Genomic DNA, 20,170 nt, shown 5'->3' with positions numbered 1-20,170 from the left:
TACCAGAGGACTATCACTGTTTTTCGGGCTTTAGAAACGTTCCTCTTCCAGCCTCAGGCTTCCTTATTTTAAAAATGATTTGAAGATTGTTACCAGGCTCATCAGAATAACAACAATTCCCACGACCACAAACATTTTCTTTGTAGGGAGTTTGGAGGTCAACATGGCGGAAAATGGTGCTGTAAAAACTCCACCCAACAGAAGTCCCAATACAATATTCCAATGATGAATCCCAATGGTGAAAATGAAAGTGATGGCACTTGTAACCGTTAATAAAAATTTAGCGACCGTTGAACTTCCCACCACATAGCGCGGAATTCTGCCTTCTTTAATCAATGTTCCGGTGACTAATGGTCCCCAACCGCCTCCAGCAAAGGAATCAATAAAACCACCAACAAGTCCCAGTACTCTCAGATTGGTTCTTTTTTGGGTTTTGATACGGCTTTTGTTTTTGTCCTTAAAAGCATTTCTGAGAATATTTACTCCTAAATACAAAGTATAACAGGCAATGATGGGTTTTACGATATGAGCATAATGTTCGCCATAATGTGATAAGGTTAATGCTCCGATGATAGATCCCACAATTGCCAGCGGAAATAATACCCAAACCATTTTTTTATTAACGTTTCCCAGTTTATAATGACTAAATCCTCCGGCAGCAGTTGTAAAAGACTCTGCTGAGTGAATACTGGCACTTACAACGGGTGGTGGAACATTCAGTAATAGTAATATCGTTGTACAGATAACACCATATCCCATTCCCATGGATCCGGCAACAATTTCAGCCATAAAGCCGGCAAACAGCATCCAGTAAAAAATATGACCATCTTTACTGAGAAAAGCTTGAATATCATTAGAAAGATCAAACTGATAGACTACAAGACCAAAGATTCCGATAAGCAGCATGACTCCTATGATGGCTAAATAAATATTAGCTTTTCTTTGGGCTGTTTTAGTAATGCTGATGAGTTTTTCAATCTCAAGATCGGCTTTTGCTGGGGAGAGTTTTCCATCAGATAAATATTGAGTGGTAATTTTATTCAGTTCTGTGACTTTGTGATTAAAATCTCCTTTTAGCTGATTGCGAATGTTCTGCATATTATCAAGGACAAGATCCATTTCATCAGGAATGGTTTCTGTGAATGTTTCTCTGAGTCTTTTCGCAATGGTGGGAGATTTTCCATTGGTGGAAATGGCAATTTTAAGACTTCCTTTTTTAACAATGGAACCTAGATAGAAATCACATAGGTCGGGTTTATCTGCAATATTAACCAATACGTTTTTTTGATGGGCATCTTCACGAATTTGAGCTGCTAATTCAATATCATTGACAGCAATAATGGCCAGATCAGCATCATTAAAATCGTCATCATTATAGAGTCTTTCGTATAATTTTATATTAGAAAATTGACTTTGTAAAGCTCTGACTTCCGGACTGATTTCACGGGCTACCAGTCTTATGGGTGTTTCGGGAGAGTTTCCCAATACTGATTCCAGTTTTTCCAAAGCAATTTTTCCACCACCAATAATCAATAACGATAATGTTTCAAGTTTTAAAAATACGGGATATAAGGAATTGCTCATTTCATTACAGTTTTAAGTCATACGTAAAAGCGAGATAATATAAACCTCCAATTTCAGGGCCTGCTGCATATTGGAAGTAACGTCTGTTCAGTAAGTTGGTCGCTCCAATTTTTACATTTGCGTGAATTTCAGGAATTTTCCAGCTAGCCTGGGCATCGATAGTATAGTATGCAGGAATTTTTCCTGATGCTAAAGGGCTTTCCCAGTCAAAACCACTTTGCCATCTTGCTACCACTGTAAAACCAATATTTTTGATAATCTCTCTGTTTCCTACACTTACATTAACCATCCATTTTGGCGTGTTAAAGGCTGTAATAAACAGGTCTGAAGTATTGTTGGAAGCCAGATCGTTGTAAGATACATTGGCATTGACATTGTAATTTTTAATCACATTGTATCGAATCCCCAATGAGCTACCATAACTTTTGTAAGTGCTGTTGCTGTTGGTATAAACTCTGTATCGGTCTTGTTTACTTCTGTCGAGCATTGCTAAAACGGCTGTATTGCTTCCTACCTGACTATTTTTAGGAACAGCTACTTCTACCTGTCCAAGAAATCCTTCATAGATGTTATAGTAAAAATCCCAATCCAGAGCCAGTTTGTTATTAAAGAAAACAGATTTATATCCTATTTCAAATGAATTGATCTTTTCAGGCTGTAGTTTTTGCAGATTGGCAACAGCCAGGAGTTGCTTGTTGTCCTGAGCAGCCTGGCTTTGGCTTTTTCCGCCATCTACATCAGCATTCACAGCAGAAGTAAATCTGTCGATGGAAGCAAGAGTATAAGAATTTTCCAGGTACCCCAAGCCATCATTCACTTTTGAAAGACCACCTACTCTTCTTACATTTCCATTATTCACGAAAGAAAGGGCTTCAAATAAGGATGGAAAACGGTATCCATTTTGAAAAGAAGCTCTGAAATTGTGCTGTTTAACTGGAGAATACACAACACTTATTCTCGGATTGAGTTTGGCTTCAAATTCAGGGTTTCTATCGATGCGGAGAGCCGCATTGATTTTTAATTTTTCATCAAAGAAAAGCTTGGTAATCTGTACAAAAGCTCCGTATTTCTGATAAATCACATCCTTACCAAAAGTCCCATTGGATAAAGGAATATTTCTTTCATTAACAGGTCTGTTGAAGTCTACAAAGTTGTTCCCATCCGGAGTGATGCTGTACAGGCGATAGTCTATTCCGGCCAGAAGATTAAAAATCTTTACAAACCGACTAAGATCATAGGTCAGTTCGCCTTGATAAAACCTGGATTTCTGCTCCAGTTTTGCTCCTCCCGTTGGTGGTGCTCCTATAATTCCTGCATTGGCAGAATCCCAATTGTTGATTCCGATGATGGTGTTTTTTAACTGTTCAAAGGCTGCAGTTCCGGGGATTACTCTATTTTTGTCAGCTTCGCGACGGGCAATAATAAGAGCTTCATTGAGGTTTGTTCCTGCATTCAGATTATTCTGAAGTGCTGTCTGGAAGATACTTTTCCAATTATTGTTGGAAAGATTGGTTAGATCCAGATTATCAGCTAAAGGTTTCAGATTGTAAGAATCTCCTGTGTTTTCTATAGAAACATAAGCTCTAAATGTTAATTCTTTTCCGGTAAGTTCTACTTTATGGTTTTGAACGGTAGCATTTTGTAAACGGATTTTATTTCCTCGCTGAAAAGTTCCATCAAGCAATCCGTAACGGTAAACATAAGATGCTTTCCACTGATCTCCAAAACGATAGTATAATCCGGCATCGAATTTTATATTCTTTACTTCCGGGCTTACAAGATCTTTTTCAAGATATCCGGTTCTGGAAACATTGAACGTGGTGGGCTTTCCATTATAATCTACTTTTACCGCTACTCTATTGTTTCTTTCATCACCATATTTGTTCCAAAGGTCTTCTGCAGGATTATTGGCTAAAGAAAAATTTGGGTTGGCAGTAATTAAGGAATTTGGATTCTGGTCGGTATGATTATCTGAAATCCAGTCTACACCTGTAAAATAAGAGGCGTTTACTTTAACGGCAAAGTTTTTATGAAATACTTTGGCAAATCTGATGGCACTTTCGCCCAGAGAACTGATTTTGTGATTGACATTATCTACGTGATTCACTCCGCCCCGAAAATATACACTTACTCCTTCTGAGGTAAAGGGATCTTTGGTCTGTAAACTGGCTAATCCATTGATGGCATTCATCCCATATAACGCAGAGGCTGCTCCCGGAGTGACTTCCATAGACTGAATATCCAGTTCTGTAGGGCCAATTGCATTTCCGAGTGGAACTCCTAATGTAGCAGACTGTACATCTACGCCATCTACCAACTGCATAAATCTGAAATTGTTAGGAGAATTGAATCCTCTGGAATTAGGAATTTTCAACGTAAGGCTGGATGTTAGAAGCTGTAATCCTTTTACGTTTTCCAGAGTTTCATAAAAAGAGGCTGCCGGACTTTCGCGGATGGTTTTGATATCAATCTTTTCAATCGCGATCGGAGATTTTAATATTTTTTCAGGAATACGGGAAGCAGAAATAACAACATCATCAATAATGGTATTCTGAGGATTAAGTCCGATGGTAAGTTTGTTGGAAAGCGAAAGGATCTCTACTGTCTGACTGGAAAAGCCATCTTTGTGGATAATCAAACGAAAAGGAATGGTTACCCTTGTTCTGATCTTAAAATTCCCAAGCTGATCTGTTGATGCGGTATCCTGTGTGTTTTCAATCTGTACTTTTACTGCATCAAGTCCTTTTTGGGTTCCTGTATTTCTGATGATTCCGCTTAATTCTATAAGCTGTTGTGCTTCTGCAAGGTTGCAGAATAAAAATGTGAATAGTATAACTCCTGTTTTAGGCAGGAAATATCCCTGTCTTTTGTTTTTCATTGTTCTTCTATTTTGGGTGAGTAAGAATGGAGCTGTTTGAAACTTTAATTTTTAAAACACAAAAGTTATAATACTGAAGTTGCTTAAAATAAAAGCTTTGTGTGTACAAAGTACACTTTGAGTATTATGAGAGTTTTTTAAACCATTAAGATATAATAAGAGGATAAGAGTATTAAGAAGGAGATTTGCTTTAAGTGGTGCTTAGGTTAATTTTAATTTTCCTAAAAATCTTAATTGTTCTTAATGGTTTATTTAAACTGTAATTTTTATGTTTTGTAGTATCAAATAGGGTTCAAACAGTTTGTATGTTTGTTATTATTAAAAATCAACAACACATACACATTCGCTCACTTAGAAGAAATGGTTGATGTTTTTTTAGTTTTTTCAGGTCATAAAAAAGGCTTGTCATATTTTCAGTTTAAGGTTTGTAAGTAACGGTATGAAAAGTCACCAAATGTTTCTTCTGTATGCTTTTCATTTACATAGATTCCGAAAAGTTCATCCAGCGTGGTCAGAATTTCTTCTTCACCAATATTTTCTCTGTATTTTGTATTCAGACGCATTCCCAATCGATCGCCTCCAATATGAAGATTGTATTTCCCATAAGCTGTTCCTACAAATCCGATTTCGGCATTAGGAGAACGTCCGCATCCGTTAGGACATCCAGTCATTCTGATCGTAATGTCATCTTCTAAAAGGCCATATTTTTCAAGAATAGGTTCTATTTTGGTAACCAGGGACGGCAAATAACGCTGTGCTTCCGCTAAAGCCAATGAACAGGTATTCAAGGCTACACACGCTACAGAGTTTTTACGCAGGGCACTTGCTTTTTCGGTACTCTCTAAAATTCCATATTCTTGTAAAATATTTTCTATAGTTGCTTTATCTTCTTCTTTGATATCGGCAACAATCAGGTTTTGATTACAGGTAAATCTGAAATTCACGGGTGCTGTCTGAGCAATCTTTAATAGTCCGGATTTCAAAGGATAGCCTTCAATGTCAAGAACTCTTCCATGTTCTACGAAAACGGTGTAAAACCATTTCCCTTCATGATTTTGAGTCCAGCCATAGCGGTCTTTTCTCTGTTCAAACTTAAATTCTCTGGCAGGTTCAAAACTGAAGCCTGTTCTTTTTTCTACTTCAGTTCTGTACTGATCGATTCCAAGTTTATCAATGGTATATTTTAATCTTGAAAGTTTTCTGTCACTTCGATTTCCGAAATCTCGTTGTACGGTAATGATTTCATAAACGGCTTTTAAAGCTTTTTCCTCAGAATCTACAAATCCAAGAACAGAGGCAAGGCGAGCATAAGTAGCTTCGTTTCCATGTGTTGCTCCCAATCCACCTCCTGCTGCGATATTATATCCTACGATCTCGTTATTTTCAATAATAGCAATCAGGGCAATATCATTAATGAAGACATCTACATCATTGTTAGGAGGAACCGCAATTCCGATCTTCAGTTTTCTTGGAAGGTATCTGTCCTGATATAAAGGATCTTCTTCCGTTTTTCGATCTACAATTAATTCATCATCAATCCAGATATCATAGTAAGACTTGGTTTTCGGAAGACACATTTCACTGATTTTACCTGCTAACTCATAAGTCTGCTTATGCAATGGGGATTCTGATGGGTTGGCTGTACATGTCACATTTCTGTTGACATCACCACAGGCTGCAATAGAATCAAGATGATTGATATTAAAGCTCTGAATGGTTGGTCTTAAATGGGACTTTAAAATACCGTGCAGCTGAAGCGTCTGACGGGTTGTAATTTTAATGGTTCCCGTAGAATGGTCATTGGCAATATCATTCACTCCTATCCATTGATCCGAAGTTAAAAATCCGCCGGGAAGCCTTAATCTGATCATATAAGAATACAGCCATTCCAGTTTTTTGGAAACACGTTCTTCCCTTCTGTCTCTGTCATCCTGCTGGTACATTCCGTGAAACTTGATTAAAGTCTGATCATCTTCTCTTATCGCTCCGGTAAAATCATCGGCAAGGCTTTCCTTTAAGGTTCCTCTGAGTCCGTTGCTTTGGGTTTTAATTCTTTCTACAGGGGAAAGATTATCTTTATGGTTCATAATTGTTTTTCTTTTAAGGGTACAGGTACTTTTTAATAAACATCTTTAGCATATCGGCCATTGAGCTCCATTTCTTCCAGATAATGAACCGCTTCTTCCTGACTGCGTTTTCCCTGATGCTGAATAATATTGAGCAGGGTATTTTCTACATCACGGCTCATAGGATCTTTGGTTCCGCAGACATAGACGGAGGCTCCGTTTTCCAGCCAGTAAAAGACTTCCTGTGCTTTTTGCTCCAGTTTATGCTGAACATATACTTTCTCAGCAGTATCTCTTGAAAAGGCAAGATCCAAGTGGGTTAAACTTCCTGTTTTAAGGAAATCCTGAAGTTCCGCCTGATAAATAAAGTCTGAAACAAAGTTCCTGTCTCCAAAAAACAGCCAGTTCTTCCCTTCTGCTCCAGTAGTATCACGTTCCCAAAGGAATGATCTGAAAGGGGCAATTCCTGTTCCCGGCCCGATCATGATTACATCTTTATCTGGTTCCGGCAACCTGAAATGTCCTGCATCCTGAATATAAAATTCAACTTCTCCGCCTTCGCTAAACTGGCTGAGATAACCGCTGCACAGACCGTTGTGTTTCTGGTGGTCAATAAAGAATTCCGATCTGGCAACGGTAATATGGATCTCATTTTCGCCATGCGCTTCAGGAGAAGAAGATATGGAGTACAGCCGTGGTGCCTGAGCAGTAAGGATCTGAATGACTTCTTCAAATTCCTCTGCGTTTTTCACAGGATAAATTCTTAATAAATCCAAAAGACTTAAACGAACTTCCGGAATAGAATGCCCTGTAATCTTAGCATATTGAACCACTACGGTTTTTAATAAATAACTGATATTAAGGTGTTTGAGTAAAAGTTCTTCTACGCTTTCTGTAATTTTTGCAGTTTCAATCTGTTTTTTTGGATCTACGCCTGTTATAGCAATAATTTCACCCACTACAGATTTTGAATTGAAAGGAATAATTCCCAGCGCAGCACCAGGCTGATAACTTAAAGCCTCCTCCGTTTCTATTTCAATATGATAGGTTTCTTTTTCAGAAGTAATATCGTTCAGATTGATAATCGCAGATACTGTACCCTGGTATTTTTTTCTTCCTGTTGAAGCTTTCTGAGCAGATGGATTTTTAACACTGCTGGCAGAAGTATTGTTTACCGCTTCAAAAACATGATCAATCCAGTTTTGAGCATCCTGTTCGTAATCAATATCACATTTTTTTAATGTAATGATACGTTGTGCTCCAAGAATTTCAAATCGGGAATCTACATCCTCTCCTGTTTTGCAGAATAGAGGATAGCTGCTGTCTCCCAGTGCCAGAACCCCAAATTTTAAAGTACTGAGATTGATTTCATTTTCATAGATATAATCATAGAATTTCTTGGCCAATACTGGTGGATCTCCTTCTCCTTGTGTACTGATAACCACAAAGAAAAACTCTTCTTTTGCTAAGTCTTTAGGCTTATATTGAGAAAGATCGGCTAATTTAACCTGAATTCCTTTTTTCTTGATGATTCCGGCAAGAGCTGTTGCCAGTTTTTTACTGTTTCCGGTTTCTGTACCATAAGCCAGCGTGATTTTCTTAACTGTATTATGTTCCGGCAGCGCCACCTGTAAAGGAGGCTGTATCCCTGTAAGAGGAGTTCCTGCTAATCCTGCAAGGTATCCGCTTGCCCAGATCGATTCATCTCTGGAAAAGTCACTGGAGATCTGTTTAAGAATATTTAATTTAGTTTCAGACAGCATATTCGAAGAAATTTTGAGTTTTTGGTACTAAGCTTCCGTTTTCAACTGATTTAAAATAAAGACCTTCCTGTTCTGCATTTTCCAACCAGGAAAATTCTTCATGAAGGTTCACCACTTTTCCTATCACTACTAATGAGGGCGAGGCAAAAGCTTTATCACCAAGTGTTTTACTGAAATCCTCAAAAGATGAGGTATACACTTTTTGATAAGGGGTTGTGGCCTGTTCAATCACAGCGATTTTTTTCTCGTTGGAAATATTTAGTTCAATGAACTTTTCTACCAGATTGGTCAGGTTTCCTTTAGACATATAGAATACAAGCGTATCCTGAGTGTTGGCAAGATCCTTCCAGTATTCATCTGTCAGAATTTCAGACTTATAATATGTCAGAAAACGAACGGAGGTGGAATATCCTCTGGCTGTTAAAGGCATTCCAGCATAGGCCGCAGCTCCCAAAGCAGCTGTAATTCCGGGGATAATCTCAAATGGAATATGATTTTCTTTCAAAGACTGAAGTTCATCCAGAATATTAGAAAAAATAGACACATCGCCACCTTTAAGTCTTACGACTGTTTTGTTCTGTAAAGCATAGTCTACCATTAGGGTATTGATAAGTGATTGAGGGGTAGACGCATTTTTACTGCATTCTTTGCCTACATAGATAAGCTCTGTATCTTTATTAACATAAGTCTCTAAAATTTCAGGACTTACCAAACGGTCAGCAAGAACAACGTCTGCTTTGGCAATAGCTTTTACGGCTTTTACTGTGATCAAATCAGGGCTGCCAGGCCCTGCACCGATAAGGTAAACCTTAGGTGATTTTATTGTTGTGTTCATTGAAATCGGTGTTAGTTAAAGGATTTTAGAAGAGTCCTTCAATAGACAGATACCTTTCTCCGGTATCATAATTGATGGTAAGAATTTTAGCTCCGGATTGTATTTCCGGTAATTGTTTTGCGATAGCGGCTAAAGCGGCTCCTGTAGAAATTCCTACAAAAAGACCTTCTTTTTTAGCCGCATTAATAGCATATTCATAGGCTTCATCCTTCCCTACTGTAATCACTCCATCCAAAAGGGTAATATCTAAAATGGAAGGTACAAATCCGGCTCCAAGACCCTGTAATGGATGCGGTGCAGGACTTCCACCGCTTAATACGGGAGAAAGTTCAGGTTCTACTGCAAATACTTTAAGGTTGGGAAGCTGTTGCTTTAGTGCTTTGGCAATCCCAGTAATGTGTCCGCCGGTTCCCACTCCTGTAATCACATAATCTAATCCTTCTGGAAAATCTTTTAAAATTTCCTGAGCTGTAGTTTCAACATGTACTTTTACGTTCGCAGGATTGTCAAATTGTCTCGGGATCCATGAATTAGGTGTTTCTTCTGCTAATTCGTTAGCTTTCTCGATGGCTCCTTTCATTCCTTTTTCTCTTGGTGTAAGCACAAATTCAGCACCATAGGCTTCCATGATCTTACGGCGTTCTATACTCATACTGTCTGGCATTACCAGAATCAGCTTATATCCTTTTACTGCGGCTACCAATGCTAATCCGATTCCTGTGTTTCCACTGGTAGGTTCTATGATAACACTGTCTTTATTCAGTAATCCTTTGGCTTCTGCATCTTCAATCATTGCCAGAGCAATTCTGTCTTTAATGCTTCCTCCGGGGTTGCTTTTTTCTAATTTGATCCAGATCTCATGATCTGAATTGAATAAGTTATTGATCTTTACGACTGGTGTATTTCCAATGGTTTCTAGGGCATTCTGAAATTTCATATCAATACAATTTTTTGTTTTTCTGTTTTATATTACAAAGGTTAATGATTCCGGTAAGGGGTTATTATCCTTTATTCTTATTTCACTTTTGTTATAGACCAGTGAATTGGGCGGTACATCTTGTGTGATCCAGACATTTCCTCCAATAACGCTTTCCCTGCCTATGGTTGTATTTCCACCCAAAATAGTGGCTCCTGAATAGATAATGACATGGTCTTCAATATTCGGATGTCTTTTCTGGTTGGCTTTTTCTTTAGAGACATTCAACGCACCGAGGGTTACTCCCTGATATATTTTGACATGATCGCCAATAACGGTAGTTTCTCCGATGACAATTCCGGTTCCGTGATCGATGAAGAAATATTCTCCAATCACTGCTCCCGGATGAATGTCTATTCCTGTTTTGCTGTGTGCATATTCTGAAATAACACGGGGTAAAACAGGTACTTCCTGATTCCAGAGCTGATGCGAGATCCTGTATACATAGGTTGCAAAATATCCTGGATACGCAAGGTATATTTCTTCCAGAGAGTCTGCTGCCGGGTCAAATTCAAGGATAGACTGTGCATCCTGAACGAGATGACCATAAATTTGTGGCAAGGCCTCAAAAAAAGCATTTACCTGAACTTCGGTAAGGTCTTTATCTCTTGTGATTGTATTAATCAGGACTGAAAGATGATCGTGCAGTTTAGCAAAATCCTGCTTCAGTTGATCAGGAGTATTGACTTCTTGTGGAAGAAATAATACTTTGTACAATTCTGTTACAAAAACCTTTACTCTGGCTCTGTCAAAGAATCCATGGGTTTTATTCTGTTTGTTCTGATGAATTCTTTCTATAAAATGATGGTTAACTGACATGTTCTTTACTGAATTATACAGGCTGCAACCGTTGAATTAGAAGTTTCATCTACCAAAATTGCAGAACCTGTTCTTTTGTTATTGATAAAACTATCATAGACCAAAGGTTGTGCCGTTCGCAGAGTTACTTTTACCACTTCATTCAGTTTGATATCCCCTTCTGCTTTTTCCTGGGTAAGGGTATTCACATCAATCTTATAATCAATTTCTTTCACTACAGCTCTTATCAGTCTGCTGTTTTGCTGTAAGAGGTATTTATTACCAGGCTGCAATGATTTTTGATCAAGCCAGCATAACAGCACTTCAAGGTCTTTTTCTATGACAGGCAGCTGTTCTTGGGTGGCAAAAATATCTCCTCTGCTGATATCTACATCGTCGGTTATATGAATCACAACAGGTTGTCCTTCAAAAGCTTCTTCTTTTTCAATTCCGTTGACTTCGATTTTAGCAATTTCAGTTGTAATGCCTGCCGGAAGGATTTGGATTTGATCTCCTTTCTGAAACTTACCGCTTAAAACCTGTCCTGCATATCCTCTGTAGTCATGCAATTCTTCAGTCTGAGGACGAATGACATATTGAACCTGAAAACGGCTTCCACTATTTGATTCTTCACTCAGCGTTACATTTTCCAGATATTCTAAAAGAGAAGTTCCCTGATACCAATCAGTATGAGCTGATGCTGAAACAATATTGTCTCCTTTCAATGCTGAAATCGGGAAATAGCTTACCTCATTTAATCCAAGACTTTCCGCAATTTTAGCATAATCTGTTTTAATGGTTTCAAATACTTCCTGTGAATAATCCACCATGTCCATTTTATTAATGGCTACAGCGACTTTTTTCAGTTTTAATAATGAAGCAATGATAGAATGTCTTCTTGTTTGCTCGATTACTCCCTGACGGGCATCAATCAGAATTACCATCAAATCGGAGTTGGAAGCTCCGGTAATCATGTTTCTTGTATATTGTACGTGACCGGGCGCATCGGCAATGATAAATTTTCTTTTTGAGGTTGAAAAATACCTGTATGCAACATCGATGGTGATCCCCTGCTCCCTTTCAGCACGTAAACCGTCCGTAAGAAGAGCAAGGTCTACCCCGTCATCATTTTTATTTTTAGAATGTTTTTCCAGTACTTCTAACTGATCCTGTAAAATACTTTTACTATCGTATAGCAGCCTTCCGATCAGGGTACTTTTACCATCATCTACGCTTCCTGCTGTTATAAATCTTAATATATCCATCTGTTTTTGTTTATGAGTAATGAATAATAGGTAATGAGTAATGGAGAATACCATAAGTAAAAAGTTGTTAATCTAATTACTTATTACTCATTGCTAATTACTTATCTAAAAATAGCCTCCTTTTTTACGATCTTCCATTGCTGCTTCTGTCACGCGGTCATCAATTCTGGTTTCACCGCGTTCAGAGATTCTTGTGGCTACAATTTCTTCAATCACAGCATCAATGGTTGTTGCTTTAGATTCTACGGCTGCGGTACAAGTCATATCTCCTACGGTGCGGTATCTTATCTTTTTTGTAGTGATTATATCACTGGTTTCAAGAGAGGCGTGATGAGAATTGGCGATCCACTGCCCGTTGAGGTCTACCACTTCCCTGTCATGCGAAAAGTAAATGGAAGGAAGTTCAATTTTTTCTCTTCGGATATAGTTCCAGATATCAAGTTCTGTCCAGTTGCTGATCGGGAATACCCTTACATTTTCTCCTTTATGGATTTTTCCGTTGAAGATGCTCCATAATTCCGGGCGTTGAAGTTTTGGATCCCACTGTCCGAATTCATCACGAACAGAGAAGATTCTTTCTTTGGCGCGGGCTTTTTCTTCGTCTCTGCGAGCGCCTCCGATACAGGCATCAAATTCAAATTCCTCAATAGTATCCAGTAAAGTAAAGGTCTGCAGCCAGTTTCTGCTTGGGAATTTTCCTTTAGGCTCTGTTAAACCTTTCTGTTTGATGGTTTCTTCTACTTTACGAACGACCAAATCAACTCCTAATTCATTCACAAGCTGATCTCTAAAGTTCAGTACCTCAGGGAAGTTGTGTCCTGTATCTACATGAACAAACTTGAAAGGTATTTTTCCGTAGCGAAATGCTTTGGATGCTAAATGCGCCAGTACAATACTATCTTTTCCACCGCTGAATAAAAGTGCCGGACGTTCAAACTGTCCTGCTACTTCCCTTAAAATATAAATAGATTCAGCTTCCAACTGATCCAGGTAATCTAAATGATATGTTGACATGTTTTTCTTTTTTTTATTGATGAATATGTAGACCGCATTCCTTTTTGTTAGCATCTTCCCACCACCAGCGGCCTGCTCGGAAATCTTCTCCTTCCTGAATGGCTCTTGTACAGGGCTCACATCCGATGCTTACGAATCCTTTTTTATGAAGATAATTGTACGGAAGCTGATGAGTTTTTACGTAGTCTATCACCTGTTCTGTGTTCCAGTGAAGAAGTGGATGAAACTTAATGATCTGGTTATCTTCATCCCATTCCAATGATGGCATATTCTGCCTGTTTGGGGAATGCTCAGCTCTTAAACCGGTAATCCAGACTTTATATCCTTTCAAAGCAGATTTCAGTGGATGTACTTTACGAATAGTACAGCATGCTTTTCTCTGCTCTACGGATTGATAAAAAGAATTGGGCCCGTTTTCTGATACAAATTCTTTCAATTCTTCAGTATCCGGATAGTAAGCTTTGATCTCTTTTTTGAAAAAAGCTTTTGTAGAAGCCCAGGTTTCATAAGTCTGTTCAAAAAGTCTTCCCGTGTCTAATGTGAAAATCTCTACATTCAGGTTTTTTACCAAATGAGTGATGACCTGATCTTCGTAACTGAAGCTTGTTGAAAACACTACTTCACCCGGAAATATTTCTGTTAGTGATTTCAAAATATCCTGTTGAGAAGACTCTTCTAAGATTTCTTCTTTTAATTTTTCGAATTCATTTTTCAGACTATTTTCCATTTCCATTCAATTTTGTTGATGCAAATATATATAAAATTCTATAACTCCTATCAAAATAGTAGAATTTAAATGAAAAAAAATTATTTTTTATCAATAAACTTGTTCAGAGTGGCCTCCATCATGCTTTTTCTGGTCTTCTCACGAACGATCATAAGTTCGTTTCTAAGGTAACATTCAGCTTCATCTACACAATCGTCACATGCTTCATAGAAGTTTAAAGATACGCAAGGAGTTAATGCAATGGGGCCGTCGAAAATACGGTAGATGTCTGCCAGTGATACTTCATCAGGTGATTTTAGCAAGTAATATCCACCTACTTTTCCTTGTTTACTGTTAACAAGTTTAGTTCTTTTAAGCTCCAAAAGGATTTGCTCTAGAAACTTTTTGGGAATGTTTTCATCCTGTGCAATAATTGAAGTGGACAGATAGCCTTGATTGTAATTTCTTGCTAATCTGACCATTGCTTTCAGCGCATATTTGCAACGTTTGGACATCATAATTTACGCAAGTTATGACAAATTATCTGATTAATGAAATGTTTTTATTGAAGCAAAATATCGTTTCATCAATAAAGGAGGTTTATCTATGGTGCTTTGAAACACTTACGAAGTTTTATTCTCTTTTTTAAAGGCAGATGGAGATTGGCTCCTGTAGATTTTGAATATTTTATTGAAATGACTAACATCATTAAAACCAAGCTTATCTGCAATTTCACTGATGTTATAATGGCTTTGAAGCAACAATTTTTCTGCAGTCTTTACTTTATATTGGATAATATGCTGCTGAATAGAAAAACCTGTTTCTTTTTTGATATAATTGCTGATATAATTGGGGGAAAGCATAAATTCTTTGGCCATGTTATCTATTTTCATTCTGTCTGTATCCAGAAAATTGACATTTATATAATAGAGGATTCTATCAATTCTGCTTATATTTTTAGAAACCCATTTCTGATTTGTAGTGTTACTCATGGTATTTCTGATGAGAATAGTGAGAATTCCTGAAAAGAGATCTGCAGTAATTTCTTTATTATACAGATCTTTATGGCTGAATTCATGCAGGAGAATACCAGAAAGCTGAAGCAGGTGTTCTTTATCTGTTTCACTTTTAATCACAGATTCGTAAATAAAAGATCGGTCTTCCATCAGAAGCTGAAGCATTTTTTTAAGCTCATTTCTCTTGTTCATCAAAAAGTTTTTCCAAATATATTCTTCTGTAAATTTTATATAAATGAATCTGGTTTTGCTCTTAATGGTAAATTCATGCGCATCACTGGGTCTGAGAAGAAACACATCTCCTTTTTGGTATGGGAACGTAATGCCATTCAGATGATGAGAGCCATTTCCGTTTTCTATGATAATCAATTCGTAGAAGTTATGATTGTGATATTCAATATCCCAGATTTCCTTTTCTACCCTGAAAATATTGAAGGAATTGAAATTGACAATTCTTTTCATGCATAATGGATTTTTACAAATTTATGATTAATTTTTACAATAATAGCAGGTGGATAAATAGTCAATTTTGCAATATAAATACATTTAAAATGAAATATATAAGACAATCTGTAATGCTGCTTGCGGCAACTATATTTTGGATTCCTGGTTTTAAAGCTAACGACAGACAGCGAAAAGGTAATCCTGAAGAAAAAAATCTTCCAGTAACAAAGAAGAAGCATTGGCCCAATGGAGCTCAATTGGTCATTTCGGTATCCATGCAGTTTGAAACGGGAGGTCAGCCTGATGGAGCCGAAAGCCCCTTCAGTAATACCCCACTTCCTAAAGGCCAGCCGGATCTCCCTGCAGAAAGCTGGTACCGTTATGGTGGAAATGAGGGAATTTACAGAATGCTGGATCTATGGAAAGAATATGACATCAAAGTAACTTCTCATGTAGTAGGAACAGCTGCTGAGAAATATCCGGAAATAGCAAAAGCTATTGTAAAAGGCGGACATGAGATTGCAGCTCATGGAATTTCCTGGGATAACCAATGGAATAAGGGGTATGCTGAAGAATTACAATTTGTAAAACAAGGTGTGGATGTTGTTGAAAAGATCACAGGGCAGAAAGCTGTAGGATACAACTGTAATTGGCTGAGAAGAAGTCCCAATACGCTGAAAGTACTGCAGGAGCTGGGATTCCTATACCATATTGATGATCTGAGCCATGATGAGCCTTTTATTACCAAGGTGAAAGGGAAAAATTTCGTAGTGATTCCGTATACCCTTAGGAATAATGATATTGTCAATATTGAAGGAAAACACTGGAGTCCCGATCAGTTTCTTACTCAATTAAAGTTTGAATTTGACAGGCTTTATGAGGAAGGAGGAACAAAAAGAAGGATGATGAGCATCAGTTTCCATGACAGAATAGGTGGAACTCCTGCAATGGTTCACGCGATGGAAGAATTTATTAAATATACCAAAGAGAAACAGGGTGTTGTCTTTATGAGAAAGGATGAGATTGCTAAAATGGTGATAAATGATCCGGATACTCCTGTTGATAATAGCGAAGCAAAGTTTAATGATTAACAATTTACCTTTCAGATTAAAATAATACTCAAAATATATTTCTATGAATAAAAAAACAGCCTATTTCTTCCTTCGATTATCGATGGGAATTAATTTTTTCGGACATGGACTAGTCAGATTAGCTAAACTTCAGGATTTTGCTGACGGAATGGTGAAAAGTTTTGGAAAAAGCTGGCTTCCCGAATTATTTGTGCAAATGTTCAGTACTGCACTTCCCTTTTTAGAATTTATTATTGGGCTTATGCTTATCATTGGTTTCAAAACAAGAATTGCAGCTATGGCAGGTGCTTCACTGATTATTCTACTGCTCTTTGGCAGCAGTACGGTTGAAAATTGGGAAGCTATGGGGGTTCAGATGATTTATGCAGGATTGTTTTATATCCTGATTTCCAGATTGGATGATAATGATCTCTCTCTGGACAGCAATAGTAAATAATAAAAGAGAAAGTAAACAGAAAAGATCATTCCGTTTACTTTCTCTCTTTCAGTTTCTTACTCTATTCTGATTCTTTTGAATATAAAAAATAAGCGAGCTCTCTGTTTTCTTCTATCAGATTTTCATTTCTGTTAAATCCGCATTTAAGAAGCACCTTTTGAGAACCAATATTATCAAGATCTGTTACGGCAACAATTTCTTTCTTTTCATCTGTTGAAAGGCAATGGCTGGTAAGGGCTTTGCATATTTGGGTTCCGATTCCTTTTCCCCAATAGTTTTCTCCAAGGATATATCCAATTTCTGCCTGATTAGGATTATGATGAAAAGCTCTGGCCAGACACATTCCAACAAAATCATTATTCTGAGCATCAAATATTCCCCATCTGCTGAATGGCCCTTCTTTATAATCTAACAAAGCTTTTTCAAACATTTCTTTAAATTCTTCAGGAGATTTGTAAGGCAGATAACGGGTAACGTTTTCGTTTTTAAACAGGTCTAAAAATAAATGGAGTTCCTGAGGGATAAACTCCCGTATGATGATGGTATCGTTTTTATAGTACATAAGAATAATTTGCGTTTGAAATTAATGAATAAAATTACGTAAATAAACTCACAATTGCCGATAAAACCTGATAATATTCGTCATAAAACAAAAAATGGACTTAAAAAATTAAGCCCATCTTTTATTCAACAAGTGAATACTAGTATATCAATATCCAGAATAAGTGTTCTAACCATTTTGTATATATCTTTTTCCAGATGTTTTTTCCTAATAAGAATCCTTGTATTTATTATTATCATCTTTAAACATTCTCATGCTGTCTATTTTTAGTAGTTGATTATCAATAAAGACTTCATAACTGTCATTATCCGGGGCAATTCTGAATTCTATATTGCTTTTTCCGCCTGCTTTTTTGAATGCTTCATTTGTCGTTATCCGTATGTTGCTGAACTTAAGCTATACTACCACCATTCTTTTGGGAGCAAAACCAAACACCAATGTAGAAAAACTGTCATAAACTTTTCTCCCTCCAGATTCAAAACCTCTTCCTAACTTCCTATATTCCTGAGTCTCCCCTTCCTTATCCTCAACTCTGGAATAAGCTCGTTCCATATAATTCTCTATGCTATTCACCGGAAAGCCTACATCCCAATGATAATGGAGATTTTCATATCTTGAATAGTAAGTAATATCTACACCTATTGGTGTTCCATACTGCTCTTTCCAGGTTTTTCCAGAATCGTTCCATTCACTGACATAGGTTTTATATAGACCGTACTATCTTTTGCTTTTTTGTCATTATTTTCCTCTATAAATGCTTTAGGTGTTTTTAAACATTTCATATTTAAAAAACTATTAATGTTCTGTTTGAATTTAGCATTTGAATATATTATAGGACTTATTTTATCATACCTATATAAAATATTAAGACTTTCTTGATCACTTTTTAATATTTTCTTTCTCGTATACTGATTGGATAATTTATTATAAGAATACTGTTTAAGATCAATAGTCTCACTCACAACCGGTTCATATTCTTCATTAAGATATATAACGTTTTTATCGAAAACAGAATCTATCTGATCTATTCCAGTTATAATTTTTTTAATTTCAGTTGTAAGATGTAAATCTCTCTTTTGTATATTTTTATTATCAAAATGTAGTTTTCCATTTTTAATAAGAAATATTCCATTTAAAAAGGACACATCCGGATCTGCAGGAAGGTATTCCAATAAAAGATCTGTATACTTCTTATCATTATTAAAATAAGTCAATAAATTGGGGTCGTCTTCGGATCTGACTATAAAAAAATTATCATTCGTATAAGGCAAAAAGTATTTATGAGACCGACAGTAAACAGATTCTTCTTTTTGTACAGATTTTAGCAGTGGTTCTGTCTCTTTTGTGGACGAATTTCCAAAGAAAATGCCATATCTTAATATATTTTCATTAAAAAGTATCCGATCATTTCCGGAGTTTCTTCCATACAATAAAAAAGTATTATCAGGATGATCTACTTTAAAAATTACCTCATCATCCATCACCTCGACTTTTCCTTTAACTGCAGTAGCATACCCGAAAATAAGAAACTGATTTTTATTAAAAATATAAAGGCCTGATTGGCTTCCCTTTAAATAATATTCTCCCTCCAAGTTAGGAATCTTTTGCCCCAAACAAACAATACTACAACATATCCCTAAAATATATAGTCCTTTATTCAATGTCGCTGATTTAAAAATTTTCTTACTCATATTGTACCTATCTTTTTTCCTAATAAGAATCTTTATATTCATAATTATCTTTAAAAATTCTCATGCTGTCCATTTTTAATGGCTGATTATCAATAAAGACTTCATAACTGTCATTATCCGGAGCAATTTTGAATTCTATATTTCCTTTTCCGCCTGCTTTCTTGAATGCTTCATTTGTCGTTTCCCAATCAAAAAAAGCCTTGCCTACATATTGTTCTCCTTTGCCTGTAGTCCATACAAAATTTAATTGTTTAGGAATAGCCCTGGCTCTTTCGGGTGGACTCAGCACCCAAGGACGAAACATAATTTCGCGCTCCGCATTGTAATACTCCATATATATTTTAAGTAATCTGAAATTGGAATTAGAAGAGGTAATTTTAGGCTTCCAGTTATATCGGATACGGTAGTTGTCCCATTGTACAGGAGAGGCATCAGGATTAAAATCCCTTGCTTTTACCTGCTCACGATTCATCGTCCATGAGGCAAACAATTTTTTCTCTAATGCTTTATCGTCCTTAATGACCTCTGCCTGATATCGCCCAAGTTCTATTCTTACACTACTAAATTGTAGCCATACTACAACCATTCCTTTGGGAGCAAAACCAAATATCAGATCCGTAAAACTGTTATAGGGATTCCCGCCTCCGGATTGAATTTGTTTACCAGGTCTTTTGTATTCTTCTAAAGGTTCGGAGCTTTCTCCTTCTGATACGGCATAGGCACGCTGCATATAATCTTTTACTTTCTCTACCGGGAAATCCACATTAAGCCTGTAGAAGGTGTCTTCATATCCGGAATAATACGTGATGTCTGCCCCAATAGGGGTTCCGTGCTGTTCTGTCCAGCCCTTTCCTGAGTCTCCCCAGCTTCCTGAAGTACCTCCGTAAGGTAGACCGGCAGGAACTCCTTCCAGGGTTTTGATGTAATCGGATACAAATTCTATCTCTAGCTTATTATTAGGGTGGCATATCTGCACATTATATTCCGGGAGTTCCTGTTTCATCTGACAACTGATATTCTGAGTTAATATAAATAAAAATAAAAT

18 protein-coding genes are annotated in these 20,170 nt (G+C 37.0%); 2 read left to right on the top strand and 16 right to left on the bottom strand.

Translation table 11 applies throughout. The features are described 5' to 3' along the window. Nucleotides 1–63: 63 nt before the first annotated feature. The 12 genes from GTR01_RS10875 to GTR01_RS10820 all read right to left on the bottom strand — a co-directional run bounded on the left by GTR01_RS10875 (nt 64) and on the right by GTR01_RS10820 (nt 15,363). The gene (locus tag GTR01_RS10875) at nt 64–1,584 is read right to left on the bottom strand and encodes a TSUP family transporter (RefSeq protein WP_160137862.1); all 1,521 of its coding nucleotides are present in this window, start codon (nt 1,582–1,584) and stop codon (nt 64–66) included. Nucleotides 1,585–1,588: 4 nt separating this feature from the next. Continuing rightward, a complete protein-coding gene (locus tag GTR01_RS10870; RefSeq protein ID WP_160137861.1) occupies nt 1,589–4,462 on the bottom strand; it encodes a TonB-dependent receptor in 2,874 nt (957 codons plus the stop codon). A 413-nt stretch (nt 4,463–4,875) separates the two neighbouring features. Then, nucleotides 4,876–6,549 (bottom strand): assimilatory sulfite reductase (NADPH) hemoprotein subunit, encoded by a 1,674-nt coding sequence (gene cysI / locus GTR01_RS10865; RefSeq protein ID WP_160137860.1) that lies wholly within the window; start codon nt 6,547–6,549, stop codon nt 4,876–4,878. A gap of 32 nt (nt 6,550–6,581) precedes the next feature. Then, a complete protein-coding gene (locus GTR01_RS10860) occupies nt 6,582–8,291 on the bottom strand; it encodes a sulfite reductase flavoprotein subunit alpha (RefSeq protein WP_160137859.1) in 1,710 nt (569 codons plus the stop codon). Next, entirely contained in the window at nt 8,281–9,126 is an 846-nt protein-coding gene (gene cobA / locus GTR01_RS10855; RefSeq protein WP_160137858.1) for a uroporphyrinogen-III C-methyltransferase, read from the bottom strand. The genes GTR01_RS10860 and cobA overlap by 11 nt, the downstream gene beginning before the upstream one ends. A 25-nt stretch (nt 9,127–9,151) precedes the next feature. Beyond that, a complete protein-coding gene (gene cysK, locus GTR01_RS10850) occupies nt 9,152–10,063 on the bottom strand; it encodes a cysteine synthase A (protein WP_160137857.1) in 912 nt (303 codons plus the stop codon). A 27-nt stretch (nt 10,064–10,090) separates the two neighbouring features. Next, nucleotides 10,091–10,921 (bottom strand): serine O-acetyltransferase EpsC, encoded by an 831-nt coding sequence (epsC, locus tag GTR01_RS10845; protein ID WP_160137856.1) that lies wholly within the window; start codon nt 10,919–10,921, stop codon nt 10,091–10,093. A gap of 5 nt (nt 10,922–10,926) precedes the next feature. Beyond that, the gene (locus tag GTR01_RS10840) at nt 10,927–12,165 is read right to left on the bottom strand and encodes a sulfate adenylyltransferase subunit 1 (RefSeq protein ID WP_160137855.1); all 1,239 of its coding nucleotides are present in this window, start codon (nt 12,163–12,165) and stop codon (nt 10,927–10,929) included. Nucleotides 12,166–12,270: 105 nt separating this feature from the next. Then, on the bottom strand, nt 12,271–13,179 hold the full coding sequence (gene cysD, locus GTR01_RS10835; RefSeq protein WP_160137854.1) for a sulfate adenylyltransferase subunit CysD: 909 nt from the start codon (nt 13,177–13,179) through the stop codon (nt 12,271–12,273). A gap of 13 nt (nt 13,180–13,192) precedes the next feature. Beyond that, on the bottom strand, nt 13,193–13,906 hold the full coding sequence (locus GTR01_RS10830; RefSeq protein ID WP_160137853.1) for a phosphoadenylyl-sulfate reductase: 714 nt from the start codon (nt 13,904–13,906) through the stop codon (nt 13,193–13,195). Between the two features lie 80 nt (nt 13,907–13,986). Then, nucleotides 13,987–14,403, bottom strand: coding sequence for an RrF2 family transcriptional regulator (locus GTR01_RS10825; protein ID WP_160137852.1), 417 nt, complete (start codon nt 14,401–14,403; stop codon nt 13,987–13,989). Between the two features lie 105 nt (nt 14,404–14,508). Next, complete coding sequence (locus tag GTR01_RS10820; RefSeq protein ID WP_160137851.1) at nt 14,509–15,363, bottom strand: AraC family transcriptional regulator; 855 nt, start codon at nt 15,361–15,363, stop codon at nt 14,509–14,511. An 89-nt stretch (nt 15,364–15,452) separates the two neighbouring features. On the opposite strand from GTR01_RS10820, the gene GTR01_RS10815 reads away from it, so the two are divergent. Next, on the top strand, nt 15,453–16,436 hold the full coding sequence (locus GTR01_RS10815) for a polysaccharide deacetylase family protein (RefSeq protein WP_160137850.1): 984 nt from the start codon (nt 15,453–15,455) through the stop codon (nt 16,434–16,436). 43 nt (nt 16,437–16,479) lie between these two features. Beyond that, nucleotides 16,480–16,872, top strand: a complete 393-nt coding sequence (locus GTR01_RS10810; RefSeq protein WP_160137849.1) for a DoxX family protein — start codon at nt 16,480–16,482, stop codon at nt 16,870–16,872. 61 nt (nt 16,873–16,933) lie between these two features. On the opposite strand, the gene GTR01_RS10805 is transcribed toward GTR01_RS10810, so the two are convergent. The 4 genes from GTR01_RS10805 to GTR01_RS10790 form a co-directional block, all read right to left on the bottom strand. Continuing rightward, entirely contained in the window at nt 16,934–17,434 is a 501-nt protein-coding gene (locus GTR01_RS10805) for a GNAT family N-acetyltransferase (RefSeq protein WP_160137848.1), read from the bottom strand. A 396-nt stretch (nt 17,435–17,830) separates the two neighbouring features. Next, nucleotides 17,831–17,986: a hypothetical protein gene (locus GTR01_RS10800; RefSeq protein ID WP_160137847.1), complete on the bottom strand. Its 156-nt coding sequence runs from the start codon at nt 17,984–17,986 to the stop codon at nt 17,831–17,833. 86 nt (nt 17,987–18,072) lie between these two features. Further along, nucleotides 18,073–19,125, bottom strand: a complete 1,053-nt coding sequence (locus tag GTR01_RS10795) for a hypothetical protein (RefSeq protein WP_160137846.1) — start codon at nt 19,123–19,125, stop codon at nt 18,073–18,075. A 19-nt stretch (nt 19,126–19,144) separates the two neighbouring features. Then, nucleotides 19,145–20,128: a DUF2931 family protein gene (locus tag GTR01_RS10790; protein ID WP_228452214.1), complete on the bottom strand. Its 984-nt coding sequence runs from the start codon at nt 20,126–20,128 to the stop codon at nt 19,145–19,147. Between the last annotated feature and the right edge of the window lie 42 nt (nt 20,129–20,170).

The organism is Chryseobacterium sp. c4a (genome assembly GCF_009900745.1).
In the GTDB taxonomy this organism is placed as follows: domain Bacteria; phylum Bacteroidota; class Bacteroidia; order Flavobacteriales; family Weeksellaceae; genus Chryseobacterium.
The sequence above is the reverse complement of the archived record's forward strand: the minus strand, read 5'-3'. Positions and strand labels throughout refer to the sequence as shown.